This is a genomic window from Tateyamaria omphalii, from assembly GCF_014651375.1.
In the GTDB taxonomy this organism is placed as follows: Bacteria; Pseudomonadota; Alphaproteobacteria; order Rhodobacterales; family Rhodobacteraceae; genus Tateyamaria; species Tateyamaria omphalii.
Genome location: NZ_BMWT01000001.1, coordinates 930797 through 953215, shown reverse-complemented (window position 1 = coordinate 953215; position 22419 = coordinate 930797). Strand labels below are relative to the sequence as shown.

Annotated in this window: 29 protein-coding genes and 1 tRNA gene; 12 read left to right on the top strand and 18 right to left on the bottom strand. The window is 58.2% G+C overall.

Features of this window, described 5'->3' with window-relative positions; genetic code table 11:
* Window positions 1-31 precede the first annotated feature (31 nt).
* The 4 genes from pheT to pheS form a co-directional block, all read right to left on the bottom strand.
* The gene (pheT, locus tag IE087_RS04590; protein ID WP_189368075.1) at window positions 32-2428 is read right to left on the bottom strand and encodes a phenylalanine--tRNA ligase subunit beta; all 2397 of its coding nucleotides are present in this window, start codon (window positions 2426-2428) and stop codon (window positions 32-34) included.
* Between the two features lie 135 nt (window positions 2429-2563).
* Entirely contained in the window at window positions 2564-3385 is an 822-nt protein-coding gene (locus IE087_RS04585) for a CE1 family esterase (RefSeq protein WP_189368074.1), read from the bottom strand.
* Window positions 3386-3519: 134 nt separating this feature from the next.
* On the bottom strand, window positions 3520-4035 hold the full coding sequence (locus IE087_RS04580) for a hypothetical protein (protein WP_189368073.1): 516 nt from the start codon (window positions 4033-4035) through the stop codon (window positions 3520-3522).
* A gap of 4 nt (window positions 4036-4039) precedes the next feature.
* Window positions 4040-5113 (bottom strand): phenylalanine--tRNA ligase subunit alpha, encoded by a 1074-nt coding sequence (pheS, locus tag IE087_RS04575; protein ID WP_189368071.1) that lies wholly within the window; start codon window positions 5111-5113, stop codon window positions 4040-4042.
* 183 nt (window positions 5114-5296) lie between these two features.
* On the opposite strand from pheS, the gene IE087_RS04570 reads away from it, so the two are divergent.
* The 3 genes from IE087_RS04570 to IE087_RS04560 are packed head-to-tail and all read left to right on the top strand — an operon-like array spanning window position 5297 to window position 6555.
* Window positions 5297-5506, top strand: a complete 210-nt coding sequence (locus IE087_RS04570) for a hypothetical protein (RefSeq protein WP_189368070.1) — start codon at window positions 5297-5299, stop codon at window positions 5504-5506.
* A 21-nt stretch (window positions 5507-5527) separates the two neighbouring features.
* Window positions 5528-6325 (top strand): OmpA family protein, encoded by a 798-nt coding sequence (locus IE087_RS04565; RefSeq protein WP_189368069.1) that lies wholly within the window; start codon window positions 5528-5530, stop codon window positions 6323-6325.
* Window positions 6322-6555, top strand: coding sequence for a hypothetical protein (locus tag IE087_RS04560; protein WP_189368067.1), 234 nt, complete (start codon window positions 6322-6324; stop codon window positions 6553-6555). Before IE087_RS04565 ends, IE087_RS04560 begins: the two co-directional genes overlap by 4 nt.
* On the opposite strand, the gene IE087_RS04555 is transcribed toward IE087_RS04560, so the two are convergent.
* From IE087_RS04555 to pyk, 5 genes are all read right to left on the bottom strand, one after another.
* Window positions 6552-6989 carry a BLUF domain-containing protein gene (locus tag IE087_RS04555; protein ID WP_189368066.1) on the bottom strand — a complete coding sequence of 146 codons (438 nt, stop codon included), beginning with the start codon at window positions 6987-6989 and terminating at the stop codon, window positions 6552-6554. The two genes, IE087_RS04560 and IE087_RS04555, sit on opposite strands and share 4 nt — an antisense overlap.
* Window positions 6990-7137: 148 nt before the next feature.
* The gene (rplT, locus tag IE087_RS04550; protein WP_189368064.1) at window positions 7138-7503 is read right to left on the bottom strand and encodes a 50S ribosomal protein L20; all 366 of its coding nucleotides are present in this window, start codon (window positions 7501-7503) and stop codon (window positions 7138-7140) included.
* A 17-nt stretch (window positions 7504-7520) separates the two neighbouring features.
* Complete coding sequence (gene rpmI, locus IE087_RS04545; protein ID WP_189368062.1) at window positions 7521-7721, bottom strand: 50S ribosomal protein L35; 201 nt, start codon at window positions 7719-7721, stop codon at window positions 7521-7523.
* Window positions 7722-7863: 142 nt separating this feature from the next.
* Window positions 7864-8085, bottom strand: a complete 222-nt coding sequence (locus tag IE087_RS04540; RefSeq protein WP_189368061.1) for a hypothetical protein — start codon at window positions 8083-8085, stop codon at window positions 7864-7866.
* A 30-nt stretch (window positions 8086-8115) separates the two neighbouring features.
* Entirely contained in the window at window positions 8116-9561 is a 1446-nt protein-coding gene (pyk, locus tag IE087_RS04535) for a pyruvate kinase (protein ID WP_189368060.1), read from the bottom strand.
* A 99-nt stretch (window positions 9562-9660) separates the two neighbouring features.
* Between pyk and IE087_RS04530 the strand changes: the two genes are divergently transcribed.
* The 3 genes from IE087_RS04530 to IE087_RS04520 all read left to right on the top strand — a co-directional run bounded on the left by IE087_RS04530 (window position 9661) and on the right by IE087_RS04520 (window position 11401).
* Window positions 9661-10398, top strand: a complete 738-nt coding sequence (locus IE087_RS04530) for an N-formylglutamate amidohydrolase (RefSeq protein WP_189368058.1) — start codon at window positions 9661-9663, stop codon at window positions 10396-10398.
* Window positions 10399-10475: 77 nt separating this feature from the next.
* A complete protein-coding gene (locus IE087_RS04525; protein WP_189368057.1) occupies window positions 10476-10787 on the top strand; it encodes a DUF1244 domain-containing protein in 312 nt (103 codons plus the stop codon).
* Between the two features lie 11 nt (window positions 10788-10798).
* A complete protein-coding gene (locus tag IE087_RS04520; protein ID WP_189368055.1) occupies window positions 10799-11401 on the top strand; it encodes an OsmC family protein in 603 nt (200 codons plus the stop codon).
* Window positions 11402-11467: 66 nt separating this feature from the next.
* Here IE087_RS04520 and IE087_RS04515 read toward each other — a convergent pair whose 3' ends face one another.
* The 5 genes from IE087_RS04515 to dgcN form a co-directional block, all read right to left on the bottom strand.
* Window positions 11468-11752 (bottom strand): NfeD family protein, encoded by a 285-nt coding sequence (locus tag IE087_RS04515; RefSeq protein WP_189368054.1) that lies wholly within the window; start codon window positions 11750-11752, stop codon window positions 11468-11470.
* The gene (locus IE087_RS04510; protein WP_189368052.1) at window positions 11713-12645 is read right to left on the bottom strand and encodes an SPFH domain-containing protein; all 933 of its coding nucleotides are present in this window, start codon (window positions 12643-12645) and stop codon (window positions 11713-11715) included. Before IE087_RS04510 ends, IE087_RS04515 begins: the two co-directional genes overlap by 40 nt.
* Before the next feature lie 98 nt (window positions 12646-12743).
* Entirely contained in the window at window positions 12744-13607 is an 864-nt protein-coding gene (locus IE087_RS04505; RefSeq protein ID WP_189368050.1) for a D-amino-acid transaminase, read from the bottom strand.
* Between the two features lie 238 nt (window positions 13608-13845).
* The gene (gene dgcA, locus IE087_RS04500; RefSeq protein WP_189368049.1) at window positions 13846-14811 is read right to left on the bottom strand and encodes an N-acetyl-D-Glu racemase DgcA; all 966 of its coding nucleotides are present in this window, start codon (window positions 14809-14811) and stop codon (window positions 13846-13848) included.
* A gap of 62 nt (window positions 14812-14873) precedes the next feature.
* Window positions 14874-15872: an N-acetyltransferase DgcN gene (gene dgcN / locus IE087_RS04495; RefSeq protein WP_189368047.1), complete on the bottom strand. Its 999-nt coding sequence runs from the start codon at window positions 15870-15872 to the stop codon at window positions 14874-14876.
* Window positions 15873-16129: 257 nt separating this feature from the next.
* On the opposite strand from dgcN, the gene IE087_RS04490 reads away from it, so the two are divergent.
* Window positions 16130-17089, top strand: a complete 960-nt coding sequence (locus tag IE087_RS04490; RefSeq protein WP_189368045.1) for an L-malyl-CoA/beta-methylmalyl-CoA lyase — start codon at window positions 16130-16132, stop codon at window positions 17087-17089.
* Window positions 17090-17152: 63 nt separating this feature from the next.
* Here IE087_RS04490 and IE087_RS04485 read toward each other — a convergent pair whose 3' ends face one another.
* Window positions 17153-17629: a lytic transglycosylase domain-containing protein gene (locus IE087_RS04485; protein WP_189368043.1), complete on the bottom strand. Its 477-nt coding sequence runs from the start codon at window positions 17627-17629 to the stop codon at window positions 17153-17155.
* Between the two features lie 110 nt (window positions 17630-17739).
* Here IE087_RS04485 and IE087_RS04480 point away from each other — a divergent pair, with 110 nt between their 5' ends.
* Window positions 17740-18207 (top strand): DUF302 domain-containing protein, encoded by a 468-nt coding sequence (locus IE087_RS04480; RefSeq protein ID WP_189368041.1) that lies wholly within the window; start codon window positions 17740-17742, stop codon window positions 18205-18207.
* A gap of 9 nt (window positions 18208-18216) precedes the next feature.
* Here IE087_RS04480 and IE087_RS04475 read toward each other — a convergent pair whose 3' ends face one another.
* Window positions 18217-18669 (bottom strand): Lrp/AsnC family transcriptional regulator, encoded by a 453-nt coding sequence (locus tag IE087_RS04475; protein WP_189368039.1) that lies wholly within the window; start codon window positions 18667-18669, stop codon window positions 18217-18219.
* Window positions 18670-18741: 72 nt separating this feature from the next.
* On the opposite strand from IE087_RS04475, the gene IE087_RS04470 reads away from it, so the two are divergent.
* A complete protein-coding gene (locus tag IE087_RS04470) occupies window positions 18742-19335 on the top strand; it encodes a LysE family translocator (RefSeq protein ID WP_189368038.1) in 594 nt (197 codons plus the stop codon).
* Window positions 19336-19393: 58 nt separating this feature from the next.
* On the top strand, window positions 19394-20356 hold the full coding sequence (locus tag IE087_RS04465; protein ID WP_189368036.1) for an acetyl-CoA carboxylase carboxyltransferase subunit alpha: 963 nt from the start codon (window positions 19394-19396) through the stop codon (window positions 20354-20356).
* Here IE087_RS04465 and IE087_RS04460 read toward each other — a convergent pair whose 3' ends face one another.
* Together IE087_RS04460 and IE087_RS04455 are read right to left on the bottom strand one after the other, a co-directional pair.
* The gene (locus IE087_RS04460) at window positions 20357-21007 is read right to left on the bottom strand and encodes a GntR family transcriptional regulator (RefSeq protein WP_189368034.1); all 651 of its coding nucleotides are present in this window, start codon (window positions 21005-21007) and stop codon (window positions 20357-20359) included.
* A 31-nt stretch (window positions 21008-21038) separates the two neighbouring features.
* Window positions 21039-21731: a M48 family metallopeptidase gene (locus IE087_RS04455; protein ID WP_189368033.1), complete on the bottom strand. Its 693-nt coding sequence runs from the start codon at window positions 21729-21731 to the stop codon at window positions 21039-21041.
* Window positions 21732-21885: 154 nt separating this feature from the next.
* Between IE087_RS04455 and IE087_RS04450 the strand changes: the two genes are divergently transcribed.
* Both IE087_RS04450 and IE087_RS04445 read left to right on the top strand, forming a co-directional pair.
* The gene (locus tag IE087_RS04450) at window positions 21886-22218 is read left to right on the top strand and encodes a TIGR02300 family protein (protein WP_189368031.1); all 333 of its coding nucleotides are present in this window, start codon (window positions 21886-21888) and stop codon (window positions 22216-22218) included.
* A 91-nt stretch (window positions 22219-22309) separates the two neighbouring features.
* Window positions 22310-22385: transfer RNA gene (locus tag IE087_RS04445), tRNA-Ala, on the top strand.
* The last annotated feature ends 34 nt before the right edge of the window (window positions 22386-22419 follow it).

Sequence of the window (22419 nt, the reverse complement as noted above, 5' to 3'; positions counted from 1 at the left end):
GGGGCTTGGGGGCTGGCCCCCAACGCCGAACCTATCCGCGCAAGCTGCCGCCTGTCGCCTTGGTGACCTTGTCGACCACTTTCTGCGCCACCGCTTCGATATCAGCGTCCTTCAGCGTCGCATCCTTCGGTTGCAGGCGCACGGTCAGGGCAAGGGACTTCTTGCCCTCGCCCAAGGAGCCACCGATGAACTCGTCAAAGATGCGCACATCTTCGATCAGCGTCTTATCCGCACCCATGGCCGCGTTGACCAGCGTCAGCCCTTCGACCTCGGCATCGACGACAAAGGCAAAGTCACGCTCCACCGCCTGAAGATCGCTAATGTCCAGCGCACCCTTATTGGCGCCCGCCTTGCGCGGCAAAGGCACCTCGGCGGGCCAGAGGGTAAAGGCCATGGCAGGCCCTTTCACATCCATCGCTTCCAGCACGCGTGGGTGCAGTTCGCCGAAGACGCCAAGCACCTTCTTGGGACCAAGGCAGATCTTGCCGTGACGCCCCGGGTGCCACCAATCCTGCGCGCCGCGCAGAATCTGCACCTTGGCCGGCGTGCCGATGGCTGACAGGATTGCCTCGGCATCCGCCTTGACGTCATAGACATCAACAGGGCGGGATGCGCCGTGCACGTCCTTGGGGCCGGTCCGCCCGACCAGCAGACCCGAAACCAGCAAATGCTGTTCCCCCGGCTCACCACCGTGGAAGGCAGGACCCACTTCGAATAGGGCCAGATCGGCAAAGCCGCGCGCCTGGTTGCGCGCCGCTGCCTGCAACAGACCGGGCAGCAGCGCGGGGCGCATATGGCTCATGTCGCTGGAGATCGGGTTTTCCAGCATCGTCGCATCATCGCCGCCGCCGAACAGCTTGGCCGAGGCCTGATCAATGAAGCTGTAGGTCACGCATTCGTTGTAGCCGAGTGCTGCCGCCGTCCGGCGCGCGATCTGTTCGCGGCGCTGGATGGGTGTCATCACTGGCTTCGGCACACCGGGTGTCAACCTTGGCAAGGGTTTGCCCTGCAACTTGGTCAGCGACGCGACCCGTGCCACTTCTTCGACCAGATCAGCCTCGCCCATCACGTCGGGGCGCCAGCTGGGCACGTGGGCCATGTCCCCTTCGAGCTTGAATCCAAGCGCGGTCAGCGTCTGGCGCTGTTCACTTTCGTGGATGTCCATGCCCACCAGGCTTTGCACCCGCGCGGCATCCAGCCTGTAGGCGCGGCGCGTGTCTGGCACGGCTCCAGCGCTGATCATGCTGGAGACGGTTCCGCCCGCATGTTCGAGGATCATGGCACAGGCATGATCCAATCCAACGGGGGTGAAGGCCGGATCGACCCCACGTTCAAAGCGGTAGCGTGCATCCGAGTTGATCTTGAGCGCGCGGCCCGCATAGGCAATCTGGATTGGGTCCCAGTAGGCGCTTTCGACAAAGACATTCACCGTCTCTTCGGTGCAGCCGGTTTCCGCCCCGCCCATGATACCGGCGATGCTTTCCGGGCCGTTGTCGTCCGAGATGATCATCTGGCCGGGCTGGAACGTGTAGGTCTTTTCGTCAAGCGCCGCGATCTCTTCACCACCCTTGGCACGGTGTACCCGCAGATTGCCCGCGACCTTGTCGGCATCAAAGACGTGCAAGGGGCGGTTCAGATCGTAGGTGAAATAGTTGGTGACATCGACAAGGAACGAGATCGGGCGTAGGCCGATAGCACGCAGGCGGTCCTGCAGCCATTGCGGGCTTGGTCCGTTCTGAACGCCCCGGATCAGCCGCCCGAAGAAGGCGGGGCAGCCGTCCAGCGTGTCGTCATCAATGCTGACCGTGATGTCGGAGACAAACGCTCCCTCGACCTCGGGCACCGGGTTTGGACGCATCGTGCCCAGACCACGGGCGGCCAGATCGCGGGCGATGCCGCGCACGCCCAGCGCGTCGGGGCGGTTGGGGGTGATAGCGATCTCGATCACCGGGTCGACCTTGGCCGGGTCGTTCTCGTCCAGCCAGTCGACAAAACGGTCGCCCACCTCGCCCGAGGGCAGTTCGATGATGCCGTCATGCTCGTCCGACAGCTCCATCTCGCGTTCGGAGGCCATCATGCCGAAGCTCTCGATCCCGCGGATTTTGCCCACGCCAATGGTGGTGTCGATACCGGGGACATAGACGCCCGGTTTGGCCACGACGACCGTGATCCCCTCGCGTGCATTGGGGGCGCCGCAGATGATCTGTTTCTCGCCCTCATCCGTCGCCACTTGGCAGACGCGCAAGCGGTCGGCGTCGGGATGTTTTTCGGCGCTCAGCACCTTGCCGATGGTAAAGTCGGCCAGCTTTGCCCCGCGATCCTCGACCCCTTCGACTTCCAGTCCAAGGTCGGTCAGCGCATAGGTGATCTCGTCCACCGAAGCGGCGGTGTCGAGGTGCTGCTTGAGCCAGCTGAGCGTGAATTTCATGGGAGCGTCCCCTGCATTCCAATACGAGCCTGCAATGGCAAAGATCGGGCCAAGGTGCAAGCAAAGGAGGGGCGCAGAGCCCCTGCGCCTTGCGGTGTGTGGTTTGTAAGGCGGACGTGTCGTCCGCCCCGCTGGTCAGGGATAGACCGGGGTGCGGTCCAACAGCTCATCCAGTTGCCGGGCAATCCAGCCATGGGGGATGAAGTGCCCGCCCGGATGGGTGTCGAGCGCAACTTTGATACCGCCCGCACAGTCCTGCCATTCGGTGCGCGACAGGGTCAGGAATTCAACCGCAGACCAGTCACCACCATCGGTTTGCGCCTCGGTACAACCCAGCCGGTCGCGCCACAGCGATACGGGAAAGGTCGTGTCGCCATTTGCCCCGTAGGGAAAATCAAGCACGTTGTCGTTGAGACCGTGGACATGGCGCGCCTCACGCGGGGCCTGTGCACAGTCTTCGGATAGGTTAATTGTACCCGAGATGCCCAAAAGGGCCCGCACGTTCATATCCGTTCCCCGATCGCAGGCAACCCGCCATGCCATTATGGAACCGTAAGAGTACCCGGACAGAAAGATGTTGTCGGTGTCGACAGGATAGCGCCGGATCACATCGTCGAGCACGTCGGCTGCGAATTGCACGTCCTCGGTTTCGGGTGACCACATGTCCCAGGTCTTGCGATTGCCGTTGGGCGCGATCAGTAGCACCCCACGCCGCCGGGTGGCACCCGAGATACGCTGGTGCTGCACGGGCAAAGCCCCGGTCCGTTGCCAGCCGTGGAAGTGGATCAGCACAGGCAATGGACTGGTGCCATCCCAACCGTCCGGTTCCTTGACGTGATAGGATCGGTCGCCAACGGCACATGGCACATCCAGATGGCATATGTCGCGTTGGGTCTGAGCAGCAGCGATGGTAGGCAGCGCGCTGGTGAGCGCGAGAAGAGCAAGAAGACGTGTCATGCGCCGCACGCTATCCATTCCGCTCCGCATGTCACGTCACATTGTCGTGGTCTGAATTGCGCCGATTGGGGGTTAATTTCTGGCTCAACAACATTAGCGCGCCCACAGCAATCAATACCTGTTGGCATACAATCTCAGTTGAACGTTTTGACATCGTGAGAGGCAGAAACGGATTTCTGCATTTCCGTGGTCAAGTGATCATAGCCAGCATTGACGTTGTCTATCTTTGCGGCGTGCATCCGCTCTTCTTCAGGAAACACATCTCTGCCAAACCACTCCCTACCTTGATAGCAGTTGTAGTAGTACTCATTCATCGCGGTACACACAGCATCTTCGCTCAGGACTGACAGCTTCCTTCGATTTAACTCAAAATCTCTGAGCAAGGTGTCAAATTCAATATCTGAGACTTGGGGCTTTCCTGCCAGCGCTCCGTTGCGGAGTTGCTCTGCTTGATAAAGAACATCAACGAATATCTGTCTGGCAAGGTTCTTGATCTCAGTTTCTCGATCAATAGCTTTTTGGTTTTTGTACAGTCCTGCCACATAGAGCGTGACCGAAAGCGTCATCAACGCGACAATCACCGGGCCCAAATCAGACAACAACTTAATCAATCCACCGAAATCCGCGTAGATGCTTTCACTTGCGGTCATGGCACTACCGGCTAAGACCACCATGCAATGTCGGCACGTCCAGTGCCGCAAAGCCATAGTGGCGCAGCCAGCGCAGGTCGCTGTCAAAGAACGCGCGCAAGTCCGGAACGCCGTATTTCAGCATTGCGATCCGGTCGATGCCCATGCCGAAGGCAAAGCCCTGCCATTCGGCGGGGTCGATCCCACCCGCTTCCAGCACCTTGGGGTGCACCATGCCGGAGCCTAGGATTTCGAGCCAATCGTCGCCCTCGCCCACTTTGAGCGTGCCGCCTTCCCAGGAGCAACGGATGTCCACTTCGGCCGAGGGTTCGGTGAAGGGGAAGTGCGAGGCGCGGAAGCGCAGGTCGACCCCGTCCACCTCGAAATAAGATTTCACGAACTCTTCCAGCACCCATTTCAGGTTCGCCATCGAGATATCCTTGTCGATGGCGAGGCCTTCGACCTGGTGGAACATGGGCGTATGCGTCTGGTCGTAGTCGGCACGGTACACACCGCCGGGACAGATGATGCGGGTGGGGGCGCCTGTGGCCTCCATCGACCGGATCTGTACCGGGGACGTGTGGGTGCGCAGCACATGGGGCGGACGATTGTCGCCCTCGGCCCGGTGCATATAGAACGTGTCCATCTCAGCCCGCGCGGGGTGGTGTCCGGGGATGTTCAGGGCGTCGAAGTTGTACCAATCGGTGTCGATGCGCGGCCCTTCGGCGACGGAGAAGCCAATTTCAGCAAAGATCGCCGTAACCTCTTCGCTGACCTGACTGATGGGGTGGATCGTACCGCGGCGCTGGGTGCGGGTCGGCAGGGTGACGTCCAGCCATTCGGAGCGCAGCCGTTCGTCCAGAGCAGCGTCAGCAAGGGCGGCCTTTTTCGCCGAGATGGCACTGTTGATTTCATCCTTAAGCGCGTTGAGTGCGGGACCGGCCACTTGCCGTTCCTCGGGCGTCATTTTACCCAGCTCGCGCATCTTCAGGGCGACTTCGCCTTTTTTGCCAACGGCCGCGATGCGAATGTCTTCCAAAGACGCCTCGTTTGCCGCGTCCGCGATCTGTGTCAAATACTTGGCTTTGAGGTCGTCCATGACGTGCTCCTTTATTCGGTGCCCTGCTACCACAACGCAGCGGGATGGCAAACACCGACAAGACGCGTGTAAGCCACTCAATAGCGTGCACAATAATACGATATTTAGCCCAAACTTCTTTTCAGAACACTGCATCTGGTGTACGCAGGATCAAATTGAATAGACTGGCGTTCAGGAAGCTTCATGGCACCCATTATGTATTCGCACCGGCTGAAGTCGGTTCTGCAGCACAGTGTGCGCGAGCTGGGGCTGACCGTTGTTCTGGACGATGGCCGATCCGAAGTCAGCCTAAGCGAAAATGAGGCCATGATCCGCGAAACCGCATCACTTCTCGGTATCCAGGTCCATTTTGAACCAAACGAAAGCAGTGTGTCGGTTACGTTTTATCAGTGAGTTTGTCTGGGGGGACAATTGATGAAAACACGCATGAAAGGCCAAGACCTTCGCACGCTCAGAGCGGCCGGATTAACGCTCGCAAGCGCAGACAGGTTGGCATCACAAAAGGGCGGATCGATCTGGGCTTTGGCCACTGTCGGCACTGCAGCGATTGCAGTGATGGCAGGAGTTGGAGTGTACACCATGAATTTGCCGGTGGCTGAGAACGCCGATCTGGCAGTTGCATCCCCCGTGGCTGAAACCACTGCACCCAAGGCGCGACCTGCCGCAGAGGTTTCACAAACCGAAACCGCCGTGGCTGAAACAGTGGCTGCGGAGGACGGAACACTCAAGCCCAATCCCGTGGGGTCAGACGAGCTGCCTTGGGTTGTTGCCCTTCGGGAGGCGACTAGTGAGGTAAATGCCACGCCTATTGAGGCAACCGCTGGTTCAACAAAGATTACGGACTGCGTTTCCACCCTTACATCTGAAATCTCAGGTGTTGTTTTACAGTTTGAGCCGGGCAGTGCAGACATTGATCCGACGGCACAACCGCGATTGCGCCGACTGGGCGAACGCATCAATGCATGTCCGCAGGCCCAGGTTCAGGTCGCGGGGCATTCGGACAGCTCTGGCGACGATCTTTCGAACCTTCAACTCAGCTGGGCGCGCGCCGAAAATACCGTCAATGCGATAGCAGTCTATGGGATCGACATCAGCCAGATGGAAGCTGTCGGCTTTGGATCACGGGTGCCATTGGAACAGGGCAGTGACACCACGTCAGACCTGAACCGCCGCGTTGAAATACGGGTCATGCGGGCAGAGGCACAGCCATGATCAGCACGACCTTCATAATTCAATTCGTTCTGGCAATTGCATTCATGGGCGTGGCGGCTGCCATCGGGTTTGCTATGGCCCGTCAGCGGTATCGCAGCGAGAATGCAACGCGGATTGCTTTGCTGGCCGGTGAGACTGCCAAATGGCGTCGCCGCGCAAACAACGCTGAGGATCGTGCCAAGGCCGCCGAGAACGCACTGACGCGCAAACGGCGACGGCTACGCCGTTAACCGTTGCTGACCCGTAGCCGAGGGGTCATCTCGACCGACAAGTCCTGCAGCACGTCCAGCAGGCTCTCCACGTTCACTGTTTCGGGGTTCACATCATCCGTAGAAAAGTAGCGCAGGTAGATGCCCCGCGCGCGGTCATCCATGCCTTGATGCATACCCATGGACCAGTTTGGGAACATGCGTTCGCGCACGTCGGTGCATGACAGCAGAATGATGTTACTATGCCGTGGGTCACGGGCGATCCGGTGATAGAGAGCCGATACTTCGACCCGTCCACCCTCGATCACCTGCAGGAAGTGATCGCCATTGTAGTGCAGCATGCCGGTCAGGTTCAGGCGTTTGTTGTTGCGCTCGCAGGTCGCAATCAATTCCTGCGCATCCATACTTTCGGACGGATTTCGCTGTGAGTAATAGACAAGGCGCGTCAAATTCATTGGTCGTCCCCCCAGACAAACGGCATATCTAGTATGGTGCGTCCTATGAACCACATGATCAAGCGAAACCAGCGGCCAAACGCATCATATCGCACAAAAAAAGACCGCCCTCGAAGCGAGGACGGCCTTAATCAATTCTCGCGTGTACTTACGCGTTTAGCTGGGCCTTGGCCTGATCCACGATGGCAGCAAATGCCTCGGGCTCGTTCACGGCCAGATCGGCCAGCACCTTACGGTCCACTTCGATGCCAGCCAGGTTCAGGCCGTTGATGAAGCGCGAGTATGTCAGTGCTTCGTCATGGGCACGGACGGCCGCGTTGATACGTTGGATCCACAAGGCGCGGAAATTGCGCTTACGGTTATGGCGGTCACGCGTTGCGTACTGGTTGGCCTTATCGACGGCCTGACGGGCGACCTTGAAGGTGCTCTTACGGCGGCCATAGTAACCTTTGGCGGCCTTGATGACCTTCTTGTGACGGGCGTGGGTGACGGTTCCACCTTTGGTGCGGGACATGTATCTGCTCCTTCTTCTTAGCGGTCGTAGGGCATGAAGCCCTTGACGATTTTCGCGTCGGGGGCAGACAGGGTCGTGGTGCCACGGGCGTCACGAATGAATTTACGGGTGCGTTTGATCATGCCGTGGCGCTTGCCGGCTTGACCTGACATGACCTTTCCGGTCGCTGTCACCTTGAAGCGCTTCTTGGCGCTCGACTTGGTCTTCATCTTGGGCATTTCCGTCTCCATCGTTTGAGTGCGGTAGATGCGCGACTCGGCATGCCACTTGGGCCGGACGCGCGGAATGAAAGAGGCGTATAGGGGCAGATACACCCCATGGCAAGGGGGGTTTGCAGTGCAATGCCGACCTTGCGTTCGATTATATGAAGGCGGCAATCACACGGACAAAGACATCGGGGATTTCTTCGATGCTGTAGCCACCCGGTTTGGTCTGAATGGCCAGCAGGATCAGGCCGCCAGCGATTAGGATCGTGATGGCCGACGCACGCGGCGCGCGTCGATCAGAGATGGCGGAAAGCACCGAAGGTATGGAAAACCCTGCAAGCAGGATGCCAAAAACCAAGTAGTAGTCGGGGCTCATGAACGTGACCTTACCTTAAGTCAGGTCACGTTACTCCGGATCAGTCGAGTAAATCAAACGTTCATCACATGGCGCAACGCGCAGGATATTGGTGGTACCGGGCACGTTGAAGGGGACACCGGCAGTCACGACGATCTGATCTTCCGGTCCGGCAAAGCCACCTTCGCGCGCCGCACGGGCTGCACCGACGACTGCTTGCTTGAAACGCTCCATCGTTGTCGTGATGTAGCAGTTACATCCCCAGCTCAGCGCCATGCGCCGCGCAGTGCGCGCCAGCGGAGTCAGTGCAATGATCGGCACACGGGGCCGTTCGCGCGCGACCAGCAAAGCGGTTGTGCCGCTTTGGGTGAAGCAGCAGATTGCCTTGATGTCGGTTGTCTCTGCAATCTCGCGCGCCGCAGCCACAATGCCATCGGCAACGGAGGCACGGCTGGCGCTCCGGCTGGCCTCGATGATCTGAGTGTAGGTCGGGTCCTGTTCCACCTCGGCTGCAACCCGGTCCATGGTTGTGACCGCTTCGATCGGATAGCTGCCCGCAGCACTTTCTGCACTCAGCATGACGGCATCCGCACCTTCATAGATCGCTGTAGCAACATCACTGACTTCGGCGCGCGTCGGCATGGGACTTTCGATCATGCTTTCCAGCATCTGCGTTGCCACAATCACCGGCTTTCCTGCATGGCGGCACTTGCGCACCAAACGCTTCTGGATGGGCGGCACGTTCTGAACCGGCAGCTCAACACCCAGATCGCCGCGCGCGACCATAATCCCGTCACTGACCTGCAGAATATGATCGAACCGATCAACGGCATTCGGCTTCTCGATCTTGGACAGCACCGCTGCGCGGCCCTTGATCAAAGTCTTGGCTTCTTCAACGTCCGCTGCCCGCTGCACAAAGCTGAGGGCGATCCAATCCACACCCAGATCAGCCACGAATGCCAGATCCGCCTTGTCCTTTTCGGACAGCGCCGCCAGCGGCAGCTCAACATCTGGAACGTTTACGCCCTTGCGGTTGGAGATCACGCCACCCGCAACCACGACACAATCGGCGAAGTCGGGACCACAATCCTCGACCTTCAAGCGGATTTTGCCATCGTTGACCAACAGGGTCTTACCCACTTCCAACGCTTCGAAGATTTCCGGATGCGGCAGGCAAACACGGCTACTGTCACCGTCCTTTTCGTTCAGGTCCAGACGAAACTTTGCACCCTCATCGAGCATTTCGCTGTCACCGGCAAAGACGCCAACTCGGAGTTTCGGCCCCTGCAGGTCGGCCAGAATGGCGATCGCGGAGCCTGTATCTTCTTCCACCTTCCGGATGATGGCGTGTTTTTCGGCAATCTCTTCATGGCTACCGTGAGACATGTTCAAGCGGAACACATCCGCCCCTGCCTCGTGCAACGCCCGGATCGTTTCATAGGTGTCGGAGGCCGGGCCGAGAGTGGCCACGATTTTCACGTTCCGCAGGCGTCGCATGGTCTTGCCCTTTTCTGATACCGCTAACAGCGCCCTTATTGCCCAATTCACATCCCGAGGCAACTGACCTAAACCTGCGACACAATTGGTGACAGACAGATGACACACACACCCTTTCTCATCGATGGCGCGGACCGCAATGGTGGCTGGGTGATCACCTGTGACCATGCGACGAACACTGTGCCAAACCATGTGAACGGCGGCACGTTGGGCCTGCCGGAAACGGAGATGTCGCGACATATCGCGATTGACATTGGTGCCTTGGCACTTGCCCACGCGTTGGGAGAATTGCTGAATGCCCCGGTGGTCAGCGCGAACTTCTCGCGCCTCGTCATCGATCCGAACCGTGGGGCTGATGACCCAACATTGATCCCACAGCTTTACGACGGCACAATCATTCCGGGGAACCGGGTCCTGCCTGACACGGAACGGCAGCGCCGGATTGATACACTGTATGCGCCCTACCACGATGCGATTGCCCGTACAGCCGCGCAGCGCGACATTGCATTTCTCGCGGTCCACAGCTTTACGCCCCAGCTTGTGAACCGTCCGCGCCGACCATGGGAGATTGGTATTCTCTCGGCACAAGACCGGCGCATTGCGAACCCGTTGATCGCCGGATTGCAACGGACACTGAGCAGCCCTGTCGGTGATAACGCCCCCTATGCAGGCTTCTTTCCCGGCGACGCAATGAGCCAGCACGCACATATTCCAGGACGCCCCAATGTCATACTTGAAGTCCGGCAGGATCTCATTTCGGACCCCACAGGGCAACAGCATTGGGCAGCAGTGCTCGCAACTCATCTTGAAGCCGCCAGGAATGAGGCCAATCTTTAGTCTGGTTTATTTTGTCACCTGAAATGGCAATGGTGGGTCATCACGACCTGATCTCGCGCAATCACAAGGACCATCACATGAACGATCAAACCCGCATTGAACTAGAGGCCGCTGCCTTCCGCCGTCTGCGCCAACACCTGATGGAGGACCGCACGGATGTTCAGAACATCGACATGATGAACCTGGCTGGTTTCTGCCGGAATTGCCTGTCGCGCTGGTATCAGGAAGCCGGGGCCGAAAAGGGCATTGAAATGTCCAAGGACGAAGCACGCGAGGTGTTTTACGGCATGACGATGGCCGAGTGGAAAGCCAACTACCAGACAGATGCATCGCCCGCACAGCAGGATGCGTTCAAAACGGCATTCGCCGAAAACGTCGAAAAGAACTAGGGTTCAATATCATGTCCGATGACCAGATTTATCGCGTAGGTGAACGGGCAACCGCTGCGCCCGAACCCTCTGCGTTCACGCCTGATCCGTTCAGGCGCGCCCGGGCTCCTGACCCGTTGCAATTCGAGGTTAATCTGGTCGCCGAAGCCGGCACTAAACAGCACAAGACCGGGTCTGTTTCCGTGAACATCCCCGGGTTTTCACCACTGACCCTGTATTGTGACGAACAGCCCCCGGTCGGCGAGGATCAGGCCCCGCCACCGCTTGCCTATTTCTGCGCGGGCATCGGCTTTTGCCTGATGACGCACCTGACGGACATCTACACCGCCCGCAAGATCGAGATCACATCTCTGCGCCTTGAGCAGCGCGTTCGGTTCGCCACGAACCTCGGTCATATGCGCGACTTCGGCCATACGACGGATGGCAAAACGGAACTAGTTGAAACCCATGTGCTGATTGAAAGCCCCGAACCCCGCGAACAAATCGAGGCCCTGTTGGCCGAGGCGGAGGGCGCGTGCATGGCGCATTTCGCGTTACGCAACCCGATCCCTTGGACCACACGGTTGGTCCACAACGGAGAAACGACCGTCGACCGCTCTGGGAATGGCGCGTAAGGCGGAGTTCACTCCGCCGAAAATCGCAATTTTGTCGTAAGGCGGAGGTGTCCTCCGCCCAGAGTATCACTCGTTGATGTCGCGATCCACGATCCGGACCTGCCCCCGCCGCACGCCAATCACGTTGCGCAATACAAGCGCTGCGAGCACCGATGACACTGCAAAGAGCAGAAGCAGCACAGGCAGTCCGGCGCCGATCCAGCCCAGCGCACCAAAGCCCAAGGCTACGCCGACGACCACAGCCCCGATGGCCATACCAAGGAAAACAAAGACAGGCACGAATACCTCAATGATGGCCAACACAAAGGCCGCTACGATCCAAACCCACCAGACGCTCCAAAGAGCAGCCATTGCTTCTTCCTCCCAGTCAGCATGCCGAAAGCTTCTCCAAACGCGTCCATGGCGCTGGCCGGCAGAACAATTGTCTGCTGCCCCGCCCCTGATGCAATGTGCGACACCGCATCGACCTGTTTCAAGGCGACCTGATACTGCGCCGCTTCGATACCATGGGTCGCGATGGCTTCGGCCACCACCTGTGTTGCATAAGCCTCGGCTTCCGCCTCAACCCGGCGGGCCTTGGCGGCCTGCTCAGCGGCGTAAAGCTCGGCATCAGCATTCAGTTCGACGGCACGCTTGTTTCCCTCTGCCTCGGTTACAGCGGCACGCCGCGCGCGTTCTGCATTCAATTGCTGCAACATTGCATCGCGCGTTGCCTTGTCGAGATTCACGTCAAGAATCTCGGCCCGCGTGACCTCGATCCTCCAGTCGTTAACGGCCTCTTCAACCAGATGCTTGATCTGGTCAATCAGTTGAGACCGGTTCGACTGCACCTCGTCGAGTTCCATCTTGCCAATCTCGGCGCGGACGATACCAGCCACGGTCGTTTGTACAGCCCCGTCCACGTCACGTATCCGGTACACGGTCCGCTCCGGTTCGGTCACGCGATTGAAGATGCTGGTTTCGACCTGCACCAACACGTTGTCTGATGTGATGGCGTCCTGGTTGGCATTGGGCAATTGACGCTCGAGCACCGACACCTTGTGCCGAACAACATCCAGAAACGGGACAATAAAGTTGATGCCAGGGCCAAGCACCGAATGCAGACGGCCAAAGCGTTCGACGACGAATTTGTCAGCCTGCGGGACGATGCGCACTCCCAGGAACAGACAAATAAACAGAAAGACTGCAGCAATAATGAGAACCGAATTCTCGCTCAACAGGTTCAGAATGAGGTCTTCATTCATTCAAGATGCACCTCCATGTTAATATTATTTACATAGCATGATGGGTATAAAAAACCCGCTTTTCAAGAGTTATCGAAAAGCGGGCCTGAGTTTAGAACTTAGACAGCAGCCTTTCGGCTTTCTTCCAGATATATCTCGCGTAAGCGCGGTGCGACGCGGCCAGGTACACCCTCACCCAAAGCAACGCCATCAATCTCGACCACCGGCATTACGAAGGTCGATGCAGATGTGATGAATGCCTCATCCGCTTCTCTCGCTTCTTCAATGGTGAAGTTGCGCTCTTCGACTTCCATTTGAGCTTCCTGTGCAAACCGCAGAACCGCGGCACGTGTGATGCCGTGCAGGATGTCGTTTGACTTGGCGCGGGTGATGATCTTGTTGCCCTTTACGATATAGGCGTTGTTCGATGTACCTTCCGTCACGAACCCGTCCTGGATCATCCAGGCATCGTCAGCCCCCGCCTTCTTGGCCATCATCTTGCCCATGGACGGATAGAGCAGTTGCACCGTCTTGATGTCGCGGCGCCCCCAGCGGATGTCATCTATGCTGATGACCTTCATGCCCTTCTTGGCCGCCGGATTGTCTGCCAGACCGGGCTTGTTCTGTGTGAACAGCACAATGGTCGGTTCGGTTGTTTCCGGGTCGGGGAAGACAAAATCCCGATCATCCGGCGCACCACGGGTGATCTGCAGATAAACCATGCCTTCTTCGATCCTGTTCACACGGACCAGCTCGCGATGCACTTCGAGAAGATCGTCCTTTGTGATGGGCGATTGCATGTCCAGCTCATCAAGCGACCGCTGCAGGCGCACGGCGTGGCCGTCAAAGTCGATCAGCTTGCCATCAAGCACAGAGGTAACCTCATAAACCCCGTCAGCCATCAGAAACCCACGGTCAAAAATGGAAACCTTCGCTTCCGTTTCGGGCAGATACTCCCCGTTCACGTATACGGTTCTGGTCATGGCGAGGTTCCTTCTGGCAGTGCGCGTTTGATGCGGGCGTTAAGTCAGGTATCGCATGCGGGCAATGGGGCGGACAGCCGCATTGGGTCAAGCGGATCCAGAACATGGGCGAGTGACATGCCAATTTGCGCCCAATTTTTATCGGTGTCGGCATTCAGCCTGGCATTCAACGGGGTGACGACAAGCGGGGCACTTGGCGCTGTCGCGAATTCACAAACAGAATTGGCTGCGGTTTCGCTCATCCCCAAAGCTCGGAGGTCGGAGGGTGAACACCAGCAGTATCGTAGAGCAGTGGCGCTTTTCGATCTTCCGCCAACAGAAGTGGCCCATCCAGGTCCACAACCGCAGTTCCCTGCGCAACCAGCGTCGCCGGCGCCATGGCAAGGGACGATCCGACCATACAACCAACCATGATCTCGTAACCTTCAGCCCGCGCGGCCTCACGCAGGGCAAGTGCTTCCGTCAGCCCACCGGTCTTGTCGACCTTGATATTGACCATGTCGTACTTGCCTTTGAGGGCAGACAGATCCGATCGATCATGGCAGGATTCATCCGCGCAGACCGGGACAGGACGGTCCAGGCCGATCAAGGCCTCGTCATCTCCGGCGGGCAATGGTTGTTCCACCATCTGCACACCCAAGCGCAGCAAATGCGGTGCCAGATCAGCGTAAATCTCGGCAGACCACCCTTCATTTGCATCGACAATGATGCGGGAAGTTGGAGCACCTGCCCGAACGGCTTCAAGCCGGGGCATATCATCCGGTGTGCCCAACTTGATTTTCAAAAGAGGTCGGTGCGCATTCTGCGCGGCTTGCGCCTGCATAGCCTCGGGCGTGTCCAGCGACAGCGTGTATGCCGTGATCTCGGGGCCGGGTGTTGGAAGGCCCGCAAGTTCCCAAGCGCGCTTGCCCGCTTGCTTGCACTCCAGATCCCACAAGGCGCAGTCTACAGCGTTGCGGGCCGCTCCGGCGGGCAGAAGGTCGTACAGCGCCGCCCGCGTCACAGTCTCGGGCAGGGCTTTGATTTCTGCCGCAACACTGTCCAGAGTTTCGTTGTAGCGGGCATAGGGAACACATTCACCAACACCGGTATGCACCCCGTCTGTGATCTTGGCGGTCAGCACATGTGCCTCGGTTCGTGACCCACGAGAAATGGTGAATGCCTGCGCCAGACGAAAAACATCCTGAGTTACATCAATGCGCATGCGCCCACCATTTCTTGTTCAAGCATCACCCCTGGAGAGGGCAAAATTCCATTGTCATTTCGTCAGGATGAAAGAGCGTCCACCAGCTTGCCAGCGCCGAAGCGGAACGGATCAGCAGCAGGCAAACCCATGCGATCTTCGATCTCTGCCAGGCATGCGCGTGCTGCGTCTTCATCCAGCGCCTTGGTGTTCACAGACACTCCAGCAACGAAGCAATCCGGGTTTGCCACACGGGCAATCGGCAATGCTGTATCGCGCAACTGCTCAAGCGACGGTAGCCCATAGTGGGGCAGTCCACGCATGTGGGTCCGTGTGGGCTCATGACACAGGATCAGTGCATCAGGTTGACCGCCGTGGATCAACGCCATTGTCACACCGGAATAGGAGACGTGGAACAGGCTGCCCTGCCCCTCGATGTGATCCCAGTGGTCATCGTCGTTGTCTGGCGTGAGGTACTCAACCGCACCCGCCATGAAATCCGCAATCACGGCATCCAGCGGCACACCTTTGCCGGTGATCAGGATACCGGTCTGACCCGTTGCCCGGAAATCCGATTTCATACCGCGTTCACGCATCTCCGCGTCCATCGACATGGCAGTGTACATTTTTCCGCAGGAACAATCTGTGCCAATCGCCAGCACACGCTTGCCGCTGCGTTTTTTCCCGTTGGCGATGGGGTATGCAATCGTGGGAATGCGCACATCATGCAACGTGCACCCGTTCACCCGTGCGGCCGCCTGAAGCTCATCCTCGTCCCGCAGCAAGTTGTGCAAACCAGCCGCCAGATCGTATCCCATCTGCAACGCCTTAACGAGCACGACCTTCCATGCATCGGAAATGACACCGCCACGGTTTGCAACGCCGATTACAAGGGTCTTGGCACCTGCAGCCAGCCCCTCTTCGAGCGTCATGTCGGTCAGGCCCATATCTGCACCGCACCCTTCCAGCCGAATCTGGCCCACGGCATTTTCGGGACGCCAGTCCTTGATCCCTTGTGCCACTTTGGCAGCCAACTGGTCCGGCGCGTCGCCAAGGAACAAAAGATATGGTGTTTGAATCATCGGACATCCCCTTTGTCGTTGCGCGGTATTTTACTTACCCTGAATGCAATCACATCGCGAAACCACACCGGATCTCGCTGTTTGACGTAGAATTTTGCACGGAAAGTAGAAAAGCTGGAAGATTCTTCTGCGCAGTGAGCAACCCCAGCAGAATCGCTGCGTCATGCTGCACCTGCAAAATCCAACTTGCGAAGCGGGGCGCAATTTAATACCAGCCACGAGACCTCAAACGAAATTATCTTACCAAAGGTTGCGCCATGTCTTTTCGTCTTCAACCCACGCCTCCAGCCCGTCCGAACCGCTGCCAACTGTTTGGCCCCGGTTCGCGTCCAGCAATCTTCGAGAAGATGGCGGCATCGGCTGCGGACGTCATCAACCTCGATCTCGAAGACAGTGTCGCACCCAGCGACAAAGACAGCGCGCGCACAAATGTGATTGAGGCCATCAGCGGCATAGATTGGGGAAACAAGACGCTTTCCGTGCGCATCAACGGTCTCGACACACCCTATTGGTATCGGGATGTCGTTGATCTGTTAGAGCAAGCAGGTGACCGAATGGACCAGATCATGATCCCCAAGGTTGGCAATGCGGCAGACATCTATGCCGTCGATGCACTTGTCACGTCCATCGAAACCGCCAAAGGCCGCACGAAACCGATCACATTTGAAGTCATTATCGAATCCGCTGCGGGCATCGCTCATGTTGAAGATATCGCCGCCGCCTCACCGCGGCTCGCTGCTATGTCCCTTGGGGCCGCAGATTTTGCCGCGTCGATGGGGATGGCGACGACCGGAATCGGAGGAACACAGGTCAATTACTACATGATGCATGAAGGCCAGAAGCACTGGTCCGATCCCTGGCACTGGGCTCAGGCCGCAATCGTCGCGGCCTGCCGCACCCATGGCGTCCTGCCCGTCGATGGCCCTTTTGGTGACTTTTCGGACGACGATGGATTCCGGGCGCAGGCCCTGCGCTCCGCGACGCTTGGCATGGTCGGCAAATGGGCGATCCACCCCAAACAGGTCGCACTTGCAAACGAGGTGTTCACGCCATCCGAAGATGCCGTGACCGAAGCGCGGGAAATCCTCGCCGCGATGGAGGAGGCAAAAGCCAAGGGCGAAGGGGCAACTGTGTATAAGGGCCGCCTTGTCGACATTGCGTCAATCAAACAGGCCGAAGTCATCGTGCGGCAATCAGAAATGATTGCTGCCAACTGAGGATCGAACGGGACGGTGGGCGGGGCGTCTTTGCCGCAGGCAAACAGCGTCCGCCGACCGTTTCTAATCCGGCCAGACCTTGCGGCCATCCACACCGGTTTCTTCGATCAGTCCCAACCGCTTGGCTTCAAAATAATAGCCGCGCGCGTACCACATCACCGCCGCATCCATATCCTGACCCGACACGAGCCACGCTCCACGCAAGTAACGCGTTGCGTACTTCAAGTTCGTTTCCGCATCGAGCAAGTCAACGGGCTCGCCTCGAAACCCCATGCTGCGTGCCGTGGCCGGAAGGATTTGCATCAACCCGTAATAGGGCCCGTTTCGCGCCTCTGGCCGATGCGTGCTTTCTCGAATGACAACGCGTTGCACCAAGGCGACGGGAATGTCATTGGCCGCTGCTGCGGCTTCGATTTGTTGCCGCAACTCCGGCGTTTCGTTTGGATAAAGGGGCACCGTCGACACTGGCGGTGCTTCGGGTTCCGGGCCAGAACACGCTGCCAGCAAGGCAACAACACAAATCATGATAAATCGGGTCATGCCGGATGCCTAAAGGCTGGCAAGCCTTTGCACCACGCACACAGACGTGATTAGGCAAGTCCCCGCTCACATGCTTCCTTGCAGAGGGAATCGCACCACCGGAGAAGCGCATGCGCCTGACAATCGCCACCCTTTCCTTGATCGTCACCACGCTCACTGCGCATGCGGAGATGACGCAACGCGACGGATGGTCCGTCACGCCAACATCCAAAAGTTACGACCAGCTGATTGCTGACGTCAAAACCGCAGCAAAGGCCAACAAGATGGGCGTCGTGACCCAGGCAGGACCAACCGGGGCCGCAAAATCTCGCGGTATCACCATACCCGGGAACCGCGTCATTGGCCTGTTTAACAACGTCTACGCAGTCAACATCCTAAACCTGTCCACGGCCGCAATGATCGAAGCACCCGTGCGCGTATACGTCACCGAAAATGCGGATGGGACCGCCACGCTCAGCTACAAAAAACCCTCGATGGTTTTTGCGCCTTACATTGAGGAAGCAGGTCCGGAACTCGCGACTCTGGCCCAAGAGCTGGATGCAATCTTCACTGCCATTTCGGATCAAGCTGCACAATAAAACGCATCTCTAGGCGCGTTCATCCTTCGGGGATCCCAAAACGACGTAAGACGTGATGGCATTCACCTGCGGCAATGCACCCAGCATTTCCGTATGAAAGGTTTTGTAGCTCGGCAAATCAGCGCATTCGATGCGCAAAAGATATTCAATAGTGCCCGTTATATTGTGGCATTCGCGCACCTCCGGCGCACGGGAAATCGCGCGCTCAAACGCTTCCTGACTGGCTTTCGAGTGGTTGTTTAAGCCCACACCAATATAGGCTACAAATCCGACGCCCATTTTGGATCTGTTCAGTACGGCCCGATACCCGGAGATGATGCCTGCACGTTCCAGCTCTTGCACACGTCGCAGGCAAGCGGACGGAGACAACCCCACACGATCTGCCAATTCGATATTGCTGATCCGACCGTTCTCGCTCAACTCATGCAATATTCGTTCATTAATTCGGTCAAGTTTCGACATTGATTGCAAAGGTACGCGAAAAAACATTCAGATCACAATCACTGGCAGCACAAAATCCGCCAGTTATTGCATATGACGTATGACCTTCTCACCGCCCTGGCTGCATTTGCCTTTGTCAGCTCGATCACGCCAGGACCCAACAACTTGATGCTTATGGCATCCGGTGCAAATTTCGGTTTTCGCCGCACGATCCCCCATATGCTGGGCGTCGGGTTGGGGTTTGTGTTCATGGTGCTTCTGGTCGGCGCAGGGCTTGTCCAGGTTTTCGACGCATTCCCGGTCAGTCACTCTGTCCTGAAAGTGGCTTCCGTTGCTTATCTCCTGTACCTCGCCTGGAAGATTGCGACCGCAGCGCCATTGAAAGATGGCGACGCAAAGGGGGTGCCCATGACATTCCTGCAAGCCGCAGCATTCCAGTGGGTAAATCCAAAGGCATGGACGATGGCTCTGACCGCCGTCACCGTCTACACGCCAGAGACCACCCTCTGGGCAATTGCTGTCGTCGCAATCGTTTTCGGGGCCATCAACCTTCCGTCCGTCAGCTCGTGGACATTGCTTGGTCAACAGATGGCGCGCGTGCTCACCAATCCGACCCGATTGTCGGTGTTCAACTGGTCAATGGCCGCGCTTCTTGTTGCGTCGTTGTACCCCGTGATCTTTCCCTAACGTTGCAAATGCTGCATCCTACGGCCATATAGCGAAAAATCGCATCGGGGACGCAGGCGTGACGCAGTATCTTGAATTCGAAAAACCCCTGGCTGAAATCGAGGGGAAAGCGGAAGAGCTTCGAGCCCTCGCACGCCAGAACGAGGACATGGACGTGACGGACGAAGCCGCCGGGCTGGATGCCAAGGCGGCCCAGATGCTTGAAGATCTCTATGACGATCTGACTCCTTGGCGCAAATGCCAGGTGGCCCGCCATCCCGAACGCCCCCATTGTCGTGATTACATTGAAGCCTTGTTTACGGAATACACTCCGCTTGCGGGCGACAGGAATTTTGCTGACGATCATGCAGTTATGGGCGGTTTGGCGCGGTTGAATGATCGGCCGGTCGTCGTGATCGGCCATGAAAAGGGCAACGACACAAAGTCTCGCATTGAACGCAATTTCGGCATGGCCCGACCGGAAGGATACCGCAAAGCAATCCGGCTCATGGACATGGCGGATCGCTTCGGATTGCCGGTCATCACCCTCGTGGACACCCCCGGTGCCTATCCGGGCAAAGGTGCTGAGGAGCGTGGGCAATCAGAAGCGATCGCACGCTCAACCGAAAAGTGCCTTCAGATTGGTGTGCCGCTGGTATCCGTAGTCATCGGCGAAGGTGGCTCAGGCGGTGCGGTTGCCTTTGCCACAGCGAACCGTGTCGCGATGCTGGAACACTCGGTGTACTCGGTGATCAGCCCGGAGGGCTGTGCATCGATCCTGTGGAAAGACGCAGAAAAGATGCGCGAGGCGGCAGAAGCATTGCGCCTGACCGCTCAGGACCTCAAGCAGCTGGGCGTGACCGACCGGATCATACCCGAAGCTGTGGGCGGAGCGCACCGACATCGCGAAGATACTATTGGTTCCGTCGGAAACGCGTTGTCCGCCATGCTGGACGAGCTTGAAAGCAAGGATCGCGCGGCCCTCATAAGCGATCGTCGGCACAAGTTCCTTAGCCTTGGCAGCACCGGCCTGGCTGCCTGATCAGCTCGCCAACATCCTCAAACCTTGCGTCACGTCGGACCGCACCGCAAGCCGTAGGCTAGGCTCATCTCCTGCGCGCAAGGCGGCAATGATCAGCCGGTGATATCGCGGCGGCTCGGTCCGGCGCAGGCGACCATAAAGGGCGCGCATGGTTGGACCCATCTGCAACCACACCGTTTCAGCCATGGCCAGCATAGCAGGGGCTTGTGCCCGCAGATAGAGCGTGCGGTGAAATTCGAGATTCGTGCGGATGTAACTGACGGCATCACGATGGGCGACGGCCTCTGCCACGGCCCCGTTGATGCTTTGCAATCTTTCGATCAAGGCCAAGTGCGCGCGCGGCAATGCCCGGGTCGCCAACTCCACCTCGATCAAGGCACGCAAGGCTGCAAGTTCTTCGATGCGTTCATTGGACAGCTCTGGCGTCGATACTCGACCGGATTGCGACAGGGACAACGCCCCTTCGGCCACCAGGCGCCGCACGGCCTCTCGGGCCGGTGTCATGGACACATCATACTGCTTGCCAATCCCGCGCAGTGTAAGAGCCTGGCCAGGTGCAATGTCACCATGCATGATACGTGTTCGCAAACGGCGATAGACACGATCATGGGCTGCGGAGGCGGTATCTCGGGTGCGTGGAACCTGCTGCATCACCATTTGTGATCACACGATGTCAGGCGGGTCAATCGCCAAAACGGAATCGGTGCAATGCGTTACCCTCAGTCCTTAGCCACCGTCGTTGCGTGTCATAAGGCCCGTGAATGCGGGTCACCGCGTTCCAGAATGCAGGCGAATGGTTCATTTGCTCAAGATGGGCCACTTCGTGCGCAGCCACATACTGAAGAACCTCGGGCGGCGCGAGGATAAGGCGCCACGAAAACATCAACCGACCTGCCGACGAACACGATCCCCAGCGAGATCGCGTATCACGCAAGGTCAAACCATGGTACGGTCGGCCAAGTCGCCGTGCATAGTCATCGCAGGCTGCCGCCAAAACATCGCGCGCGCGGGCCTTGAGAAACCCAAGCGTGCGGGCAGCGGCGGCTTCGGATCCGCCGGGCACAAGCAACTCATCCTCTGTCATGACAACCCGGCGACCTTTGCCTTGGACAATCATGCGGAGTTGACCCTCGATCGGCAAAGGTGTCCCAGCTCCAACGACCACATCTTCGACCCGTGTCGCCAGATGCTTGCGAATCCAGCGCTCTTTCTGACGTGCGAAATCAAGAGCTTCTTGTTCCGCCACATGGTTTGGCATGGTCAGTGTGACGCGGCCATCAAGGGATGAAATACGCAACGTGATGCGGCGTGCCCGGGCAGACCGGCGCAACGTCAGAGCAATGTCAGGGTGTCCTTGAAGTACCCGATCCGCCATCCCATCTCCGCATCGCGGGCCAACTCCGGCCCATAAGGCTTTGACTCCGTCTTGGCCTTATGGCACTTGCCCAGAATCGCCGCAACACGAGGCACGCCCTTTCGCACGCTTTCACAGCGCCGGACCGGGCCACGCGCAGACAAGAGGATGACACATGCCAAAGGAAGAATGGGGCACGAAACGACTTTGTCCGACGACCGGAAAACGGTTTTATGATATGAATCGGACGCCCATCATCAGCCCCTATACCGGCGATGTGGTCGAGGTCGACAGCTCGAAAACCCGCATGATCGCAGCAGATGCCGAAGATGCCGCATCGGCCAAGAACAAGGCCAAGACAGTTGCGGATGATGAGGATCAAGTGCTGGACGACGATGATGTCGATGTCGAGCTGGATGATGACCTTCTGGACGACGATGACGACGACGAAGACAACGTCTCGCTTGACGAACTGGCCGATGTGGCCGCCGAAGAAGACGAGTCGTAAACGCATCCGTCAAACGGGGTCTTTTTCGCTTGATCCCGTTTGGCAAAGCGCCTAATCAGCGGCGCACGGCTGGAAACAGCTGAACAAGGATGGGGCATTAGCTCAGCTGGGAGAGCGCCTGCATGGCATGCAGGAGGTCAGCGGTTCGATCCCGCTATGCTCCACCATCCCTTCTCTAAATTCACAACCGCACCGGCGCAC